The 7,574-nt window shown below is 45.9% G+C and carries 9 protein-coding genes and 1 rRNA gene; 2 read left to right on the forward strand and 8 right to left on the reverse strand.

Annotation, left to right across the window (positions count from 1 at the left end; all coding sequences use genetic code 11):
* The 5 genes from H8J70_RS12030 to H8J70_RS12050 form a co-directional block, all read right to left on the reverse strand.
* Nucleotides 1-69: ribosomal RNA gene (locus H8J70_RS12030) — 16S ribosomal RNA — on the reverse strand; the annotation flags it as partial.
* A 332-nt stretch (nt 70-401) separates the two neighbouring features.
* Nucleotides 402-1,736: an MFS transporter gene (locus tag H8J70_RS12035; protein WP_186504536.1), complete on the reverse strand. Its 1,335-nt coding sequence runs from the start codon at nt 1,734-1,736 to the stop codon at nt 402-404.
* 123 nt (nt 1,737-1,859) lie between these two features.
* Nucleotides 1,860-2,375 carry a transcription repressor NadR gene (locus H8J70_RS12040; protein ID WP_186504537.1) on the reverse strand — a complete coding sequence of 172 codons (516 nt, stop codon included), beginning with the start codon at nt 2,373-2,375 and terminating at the stop codon, nt 1,860-1,862.
* A gap of 15 nt (nt 2,376-2,390) precedes the next feature.
* On the reverse strand, nt 2,391-2,909 hold the full coding sequence (locus tag H8J70_RS12045; RefSeq protein ID WP_186504538.1) for a hypothetical protein: 519 nt from the start codon (nt 2,907-2,909) through the stop codon (nt 2,391-2,393).
* A gap of 126 nt (nt 2,910-3,035) precedes the next feature.
* Complete coding sequence (locus H8J70_RS12050; protein WP_186504539.1) at nt 3,036-4,289, reverse strand: diaminopimelate decarboxylase family protein; 1,254 nt, start codon at nt 4,287-4,289, stop codon at nt 3,036-3,038.
* Between the two features lie 161 nt (nt 4,290-4,450).
* On the opposite strand from H8J70_RS12050, the gene H8J70_RS12055 reads away from it, so the two are divergent.
* Entirely contained in the window at nt 4,451-5,308 is an 858-nt protein-coding gene (locus tag H8J70_RS12055) for a LysR family transcriptional regulator (RefSeq protein WP_186504540.1), read from the forward strand.
* Between the two features lie 58 nt (nt 5,309-5,366).
* Here H8J70_RS12055 and rplT read toward each other — a convergent pair whose 3' ends face one another.
* The 3 genes from rplT to infC are packed head-to-tail and all read right to left on the reverse strand — an operon-like array spanning nt 5,367 to nt 6,495.
* A complete protein-coding gene (rplT, locus tag H8J70_RS12060) occupies nt 5,367-5,717 on the reverse strand; it encodes a 50S ribosomal protein L20 (protein ID WP_186504541.1) in 351 nt (116 codons plus the stop codon).
* A gap of 47 nt (nt 5,718-5,764) precedes the next feature.
* Nucleotides 5,765-5,962, reverse strand: a complete 198-nt coding sequence (rpmI, locus tag H8J70_RS12065) for a 50S ribosomal protein L35 (protein WP_186504542.1) — start codon at nt 5,960-5,962, stop codon at nt 5,765-5,767.
* A gap of 17 nt (nt 5,963-5,979) precedes the next feature.
* The gene (gene infC / locus H8J70_RS12070; protein ID WP_186504544.1) at nt 5,980-6,495 is read right to left on the reverse strand and encodes a translation initiation factor IF-3; all 516 of its coding nucleotides are present in this window, start codon (nt 6,493-6,495) and stop codon (nt 5,980-5,982) included.
* 336 nt (nt 6,496-6,831) lie between these two features.
* Between infC and H8J70_RS12075 the strand changes: the two genes are divergently transcribed.
* Entirely contained in the window at nt 6,832-7,320 is a 489-nt protein-coding gene (locus H8J70_RS12075; protein ID WP_186504543.1) for an Hsp20/alpha crystallin family protein, read from the forward strand.
* Nucleotides 7,321-7,574 lie beyond the last annotated feature (254 nt).

The following is a 7,574-nucleotide window of genomic DNA, read 5'->3' on the forward strand; positions in this document are numbered from 1 at the left end:
TCGTTCGACTTGCATGTGTTAAGCACGCCGCCAGCGTTCGTCCTGAGCCAGGATCAAACTCTCCATGATATGTGAAGAGCTATCTAGCTCTGTCTTACTTATTGTTTGTGTTACATTTGGTTGACGTTCTATAAAAATAGAACCTCGCACACTGGCATTTCATATGTTTACATTGTTCAGTTTTCAAAGGTCATCGGCTGTTGTGTTCTTTCGTCTAACAGCTTGTTTATTATATCACATCATTCCAGCTTGTCAAGCAATATTTTTAAATCATTTTTGAAGTCAATGTTTAAATTATCTTGTCTTGCTTCCGGTTCATGCGACATAGAGAATTCTACCATCAAAACAAAAAGCTGTCAATATACATTGACAGCTTTTTTTGTATTTCTTTTGTTTTTTTCTTATGAGACACGGCTCACGGTAGTAATACTTTCCAGGTCCTTCTGCTTGCTTTCTATCCCCAGAGAAAGGACGACAGCGGCCACTGCCAGGAATACGAAGGCAAACATATAGAAGACAAAACCAAAGCCAAAGCCGCGGCCAATGACGATACCTGTCATGAGCGGTGCTGCCATACCGCCAAAGCGGCCGAAGCCGGCAGCCCAGCCGCTGCCGAGAGCCCGGATGGTAGTAGGATACTGTTCCGGTGTATACGTATAGAGGACACCCCAGGCGCCGAGGTTAAAGAAGCTCATGACAGAGCCCCAGACCATAAGCGTCGTTGCTGTTGCAGCATGACCAAAGAAATAGCTGGCAACACCACTAAATAACAGGAAAGCCGAGAGGGTATACTTACGCCCTAATTTGTCGACGAGCCAGGCAGCACAATAATAACCGGGCAGCTGAGCCAGCGTCATGACCAATACGTATTCAAAGGTTTTTACGACTGTAAAGCCTTGTTGGAAGACCATCGACGGCAGCCACATAAAGATGCCGTAATAGCTAAAGTTGATGCCAAACCAAACGAGCCAGAGCATAACCGTCCGCGAGATAAAAGGCTTCTTCCAAAGCTCGCGGAAAGATACGACCGTCTTCGGCGGTAATATTTCATGATCAGACGTAAAGGGCTGTACCGGTACGTGCAGTTTTTCTTCGAGCTTGACGACTATGTCTCTTGCCTCCTGAACACGTCCCTTGGCCAGGAGGTAGCGAACCGATTCCGGCATATGCAGGCGAATGAGGAATACATAAAGCGCCGGCAGGGCACCAATTCCAAAAGCCATACGCCAGCCATAGACAGGAATGAAGAAATAGGCAATGCAAGCGGCGACGATCCAGCCCAACCCCCAAAAGCTTTCCAGGAGAACGATAAAGCGGCCACGTACGCGGGACGGCGCATACTCCGATACAAGCGTTGCTGCTACAGGCAGTTCACCGCCCAAACCAAAGCCAACGAGAAAGCGAAAACATAATAGCGACGTATAATCCCATGCCAGAGCGCACATAGCCGAAGCAATGCTATACAATAAAACCGTAATCGAAAACACTTTCTTGCGGCCCAAATGATCGGCTACAGTACCGGAAATGACAGCGCCCAAGGCCATGCCGATAAGGCCGATACTGCCGATCATGCCCATCTGCGCCGGTGCCAGCTGCCATTCCTTAGCCAGGACCGGCAGGATAAAGGCGATAAGGCCTGTATCCATTGAGTCAAAAAGCCAGCCCAAACCTGTTACAGCGAGTAATTTGTAATGAAACGAGCCGACTGGCAATGCTTCCAATCGTTCTAATACCATGTGTAATCTCCTCCCAATTCTTTTATTTCTTTTATAGCTGTCATGACAGCTGTCTATGTAGAGATGATACACCTAAAAAAAAATAAAAGCAATAGAAATATCTATTGCTTTTATGCATGCACCTTATTGTTTATACAGAATATGCAACTTTTCCAAGGCCTCTTCAATGGCTTGTAAATCCTCTTCCGAGGCAGCTTCAACGACGTGAGAATGAATACCACCGCTGATCCGGCTCAGCAGTTCAGACTTGGATTCAGCCATTTTCTTGATGTATTGTTCAATATCGCGGCGTGAACGCAGGCGCAGGGTTCCTTCCAGGTATCCATATACGTCGTGTTCGATGACGACATTTTGTACAGTACCGCCGTTATCTACGATGGCTTCCAGTTCGGCCCGTACCTGATCGGGACCATGGCAAACGACAAACGTCCGTTGTATGCCGCCATTGCCTGAAGCATTCAGCTGGTAGCCCCGCGGTGTAGAAATAATATCTTCACCGTGCGCACGCAGCATAGCTACATCGCCGACAATGATCTGACGACTTACATGACACTGCCGGGATAGTTCAGCTCCTGTTATGGGACCCGTTGCTTTTTCCAATACTTCTATAATCCGTTTCCGGCGTTTTTCACTATCCATACCCCTTCTCCCCTCCTAATCCATCACGGTATGCTCTGTCTGATTATGGGGATGAAAGAGGAAAAAGGCTACGAATAAAATTCCCCAAAGCAAACCCATGACGAGACCGGGAATAAACCCTAGTAATTCATTAAAGAGCCAGGAATGCACTAATAACGGCATATAATAAACTGCCTCCTGCACGCCTGTGAGAACCAGAATTTCCACTACCAGGAAGATGAGCATGCACAAGGTGCAGGGATAATAAAACATCCCGTCCGTTTGATAATAGCAAACGTGCAGCACATGGTGCCGCATCAGGATAACGCAGCCTACGCTGAGCAAGGCCCCCATCATAAACCAGAGGACAGCCAAATAGAAGAAATCGGCAAAATAGTAAATCGTCACACCATTCCACAGCACATACAGACACGGTGAGATTAAAAAGTGATGCATTTTCCCTTGACTATGCGCATGATGACGAAGGGCAAACACAAAGAGAAAGATGACCATGCACAGCTGAAGCCCGGCCAGCATATCAAATCCCATACTCATACAGGCTCTCCTCCCTTCTACCAGTTTATTATTATATTTTACCATAAAAAGTGACGTCTTATATTAGAGTCACGTTAATTTTTTACTAAAAAAATCCCGGCCCTAAGGCCGGGATTACGGGTGCTCTTAAAGGTTGGAAAAATCAAGGGTAGCAAAGAGATCGTTTATCGTTTCAGCACGACGAATCTTGGTTACCGTGCCGTCTGCATGCAGGAGCAATTCAGCCGAGCGGAGTTTGCCATTATAGTTGAAGCCCATGGAATGACCATGTGCACCTGTATCGTGAATGACGAGAATATCGCCATCGTTGATTTCCGGCAGGCTGCGGTCTGTAGCAAATTTATCGCAGTTTTCGCAGAGCGAGCCTGTTACGTCATAGACGTGGTCCAAGGGAGCGTTTTCCTTGCCCATAACTGTCAGGTGATGGTACGAACCATACATACCCGGACGCATGAGGTTAGCCATAGAGGCATCGACACCAATGTATTCCTTCCAAATGTGCTTGTGGTGGATAGCCGTCGTTACGAGGTAGCCGTAAGGGCCCGTAATAGCACGGCCGCATTCGAAGGAAATACGGCATTTGTGGAGGCCAGCCGGTTCCATAATGGCTTCAAAATTCTTTTTGATGCCTGCGCTCAGTACATCGTAATCGACAAAAGACTGTTCCGGGCGGTACGGCAGACCAATGCCGCCGCCGAAGTCGAGGAATTCGATGTTGACGCCGACCATTTTCTGTACATCTACAGCCAGTTCAAACATCATCTTGGCCGTGTTGATGAGGCCGTTCGGGTCGAGTTCGTTGGAAACAACCATGGTGTGCAGGCCGAAATGCTGGACACCTTTTTCCTTGAGAATCCGGATAGCATCAAAGACTTGTTCCCGCGTCATACCGTATTTGGCTTCTTCCGGTACACCAATGATGTCGTTACCGCCTTTGAGGAGCGGGCCCGGATTGTAACGGACGCACATCCAGTCCGGCAAAGGACCGCGTTCGGTCATATAGTCGATCATGGAAATGTCGTCCAAATTGATGAGTGCGCCTAATTCCATGGCCCGGGCAAATTCTTCATAGGGCGTATCGTTCGAGGAAAAGACGATATCGCGGCCGTGAATGCCCACTTTGTCGCAAAGTTCCAGTTCCGGCAGGGAGCTGCAGTCCGAACCGACACCTTCTGCCTTGAGCAGCTTCATGATATAGGGGTTCGGCGTGGCTTTGACGGCAAAATATTCTTTAAAATCATATGCCCAGTCAAAAGCTTTTATTAATTTACGCACATTATCAAGGATAGCCTGTTCATCATAGATATGGAACGGCGTGGGATAGTCAGCAATAATCTTGCGGATTTGTTCTTCATTAAAGGGAACGGTTTTCTTATTCATCCTGATTTCAACTCCATCTGTATAATGTGAAATATTGTTTCTTTCTAATATTGTTTCTTCATCGTTTATATTATATAATACCCTTGTGCAATGTGTAAAATAGATTATTTTAATTTAAACAATTCGTTTTCTAAATTAAAAAATAAAAGGAAAGGAGTACTATGGACACCAACACGCTACGAACGTTTATTGCCCTGGCTCAAATTAAAAACTTTACGAAAACAGCCCAACAGCTTTTCGTCGCCCAATCAACAGTAACCAACAGGATCCACGATTTGGAGACAGAATTAGGGAAAGAATTATTTGTCCGTACACACAAGCAGGTCGATCTCACACCGGCAGGAGAAAAATTTTTAGAATACGCCCAACGCTTCATTGACTTGGAAATCTCGGCCTTTCAGGATTTACAAAGCCCTACGGCATATGCCCAAAAGATTCACATCGGTTCGACCAATACGATTTATGAGTGTCATCTGCAAAAGAATATCCGCGCCTATATGAAAGCCAACACGGCCGTTTCCCTTAACATTACTATCAGTCACACCGCTGAAATGCTGCGCAGCCTGCAGGATGGCCTGTTGGATGTAGTCTTTACGTATTCAGCCCTCTATCGCGATGGGTTTATTTGTAAACTCTACCGCACGGATACACTCGATTTGGTCTGTGCCACTGAGGATACGACCTACGCCAACGGTATCCACAAGGAAGATCTGCAGAAGATCAATTACTTGTTCTGCAATTTTGCTCTCCAAGGTGTAGGCCTTTACATCCAGGATCTCTTCCCGCGGTATCATCATTTTCCCTTGGAAATCGATAACAGTACGAAACTGCCGCAATACATTGAAGAAGGGCTGGGTTATTCCTTTCTGCCCCATAGTCTGGTCGAGGAATATTTGGAACGGGGCACGTTGCGCTCCATTCCCCTCCTCGACTTTGCGCCACCCAGGGTAAGCAGCTATTTTATCACCAAAGCACCAGGCAATCTGCCGGAAGATTTGGAAGAACTGCTTCTCGAATAATAGGATAACAAAAAAACGTCGTTTCCGGTATAGTTCCAGGAACGACGTTTTTATATTCTTACTGCGCTTTGGCAATTTCAACGAGCTTCGTGAAAGCAGCTGCGTCAGCAACAGCCAGGTCAGCCAGCATTTTACGGTCTACGATGACACCGGCTTTGTTCAGGCCGCAGATAAAACGGCTATAGCTCAAGCCATTAGCACGGCTGGCAGCGTTGATACGGGCAATCCAAAGTTTACGGAATTCGCGTTTCTTTGCACGACGGTCACGACGAGCGTAGTACAGGGCTTTCATTACACTTTCGTTAGCCTTTTTGAAGAGGCGGGAACGAGTGCCGCGATAGCCTTTAGCCATTTTTAAGATTTTTTTATGACGAGCGTGTGCAGTAACGCCAACTTTAATTCTAGCCATTATGTATTTCCTCCAACTCTATAACTTTAAAATACGCAACGTAACGATTAGATGTACGGGCACATCTTACGAACAGCATCAACTGTTGTCTTAGCAACCAGAGCTGCTTTTCTCAGATTACGTTTACGTTTCGGGGATTTAGATTCCAGAATGTGGCTTTTGTACGGTTTCATACGTTTGATTTTTCCCGTACCAGTAGTGGAAAAGCGTTTAGCCGCAGCACGGCGGGTTTTTAATTTCGGCATAATTGAATGTCCTCCTCTTACTTTGCTTTATTGACAGCGATGACCATTGTCATATTTCTGCCTTCAACTTTAGGTTCTTTTTCTACGTGGCAAACGTCCTTCAGTTCATCAGCAAAACGTATCAACAATTTTTCGCCCAGTTCCGGATGGCTCATTTCACGACCGCGGAACATAATCGTGACTTTGACTTTGCTTCCTTCTTCCAGGAAACGTTCAGCAGCCTTCATCTTAACATAGAAATCATGATCTTCGATGTTAGGACGGAGCTTTACTTCTTTCAGCGTCAAGACTTTCTGTTTCTTCTTCGCTTCTTTTTCCCGTTTTTGCTGTTCGTAACGATATTTACCGTAGTTCATGATACGGCATACTGGCGGTTTGCCATTGGGCGCAACTTCTACCAGATCCACGTGACGTTCTTCAGCAATCTGACGCGCAGAACGAAGAGACATAACACCAAGCTGTTCGTTGCTATCGCTGACCACGCGGACTTCGCGGGCTCTGATTTGATCGTTTATACGTAATTCCTTACTAATCGTCGTTCACCTCCATAAAAAAAGAACGGAATGCATACGCTATCCGTTCCTGTAGCATTACATCTTTTACCTTAGTAACATTCTAGTCGTGTAAGGTGAGAGGCGGATAGCTTCTGCTTTGTTTTCAACAGTGCTATTCTATCAAAAACTGACACTCCTGTCAATCTAATTTTTCCTTTTGTTTTTTTGATATTTTTTATTAGCACTCTCTTGACTTATTGGCTAACAGAGTTATACTATAAGTGTAGTTAGAGAGGTTACCCTCTAACCGAAAAGGTCAAAAGAACAAATAAGTACCTGCCCTTAAGGGCACGGAATTGAAAAGAGGTTTTTACTATGAGAACTTTATTTCCTGTAAGTACAGATTTTGCATTTCCGGACAACACGTTTGATGACTTTTTCAATGGCTTATTCCAGCCGTCACCAACGACACAGTACCGCCTGCCGAAAATTGATATCGAAGATGCAGGCAAGGCATATATCCTGACAGCCGACCTGCCGGGCATGACGAAAGAAGACATTTCCCTGACCTATGCTAACGACGTCTTCACGCTCCGCGCCCAGCACCAGACTGAAAAGGAAACAAAACCGGCCCAGGCTGCAGCTGATCAAAAGGATGCTCCTAAGGCTGAAGAAAAGCAGCACGACGAACGTCACTACATCCGCCGCGAACGTTCCAACCTGGCCTACAGCCGTCAGTTTATCATTCGCAACATCAATCGCGATGGCATCGAAGCAGCCTTTGAAAACGGTGTCCTCACGGTAACCCTGCCAAAGCTTGATCCGGACGCCATCCAGGCGGGCCAGCGTATTGACATCAAATAAGGTGTTGTCAATCCTCCTTAAAAAAGGGGCTGTGAAATAACACGGACCCAAATAACAAAGGAGGTCCACCGACTCTTTCGAGTCAGCGGACCTCCTTTTGTGGTAAAATTTACATAACCAATGAAAAATTCAACCACTAATTATTCTAAACCAAAACAGGCAATTTTGCCACTATATATTTCAGATTTTCTGGATATTTGCGATCCGGTGTTGGTTTTCAACAGATTCATGGAGGGAATCAACTTGGAGAAGTA

Source organism: Megasphaera hominis, from assembly GCF_014269395.1.
Classification (GTDB): domain Bacteria; phylum Bacillota; class Negativicutes; order Veillonellales; family Megasphaeraceae; genus Megasphaera; species Megasphaera hominis.

Excerpts from the sequence above, each read along its gene's own strand:
- H8J70_RS12075 (WP_186504543.1), top strand. The coding sequence starts at position 6,832 with ATGAGAACTTTATTTCCTGTAAGTACAGATTTTGCATTTCCGGACAAC.
- H8J70_RS12040 (WP_186504537.1), bottom strand. The coding sequence starts at position 2,375 with ATGGATAGTGAAAAACGCCGGAAACGGATTATAGAAGTATTGGAAAAA.
- H8J70_RS12050 (WP_186504539.1), bottom strand. The coding sequence starts at position 4,289 with ATGAATAAGAAAACCGTTCCCTTTAATGAAGAACAAATCCGCAAGATT.
- rplT (WP_186504541.1), bottom strand. The coding sequence starts at position 5,717 with ATGGCTAGAATTAAAGTTGGCGTTACTGCACACGCTCGTCATAAAAAA.
- H8J70_RS12055 (WP_186504540.1), top strand. The coding sequence starts at position 4,451 with ATGGACACCAACACGCTACGAACGTTTATTGCCCTGGCTCAAATTAAA.
- rpmI (WP_186504542.1), bottom strand. The coding sequence starts at position 5,962 with ATGCCGAAATTAAAAACCCGCCGTGCTGCGGCTAAACGCTTTTCCACT.
- H8J70_RS12035 (WP_186504536.1), bottom strand. The coding sequence starts at position 1,736 with ATGGTATTAGAACGATTGGAAGCATTGCCAGTCGGCTCGTTTCATTAC.
- H8J70_RS12045 (WP_186504538.1), bottom strand. The coding sequence starts at position 2,909 with ATGAGTATGGGATTTGATATGCTGGCCGGGCTTCAGCTGTGCATGGTC.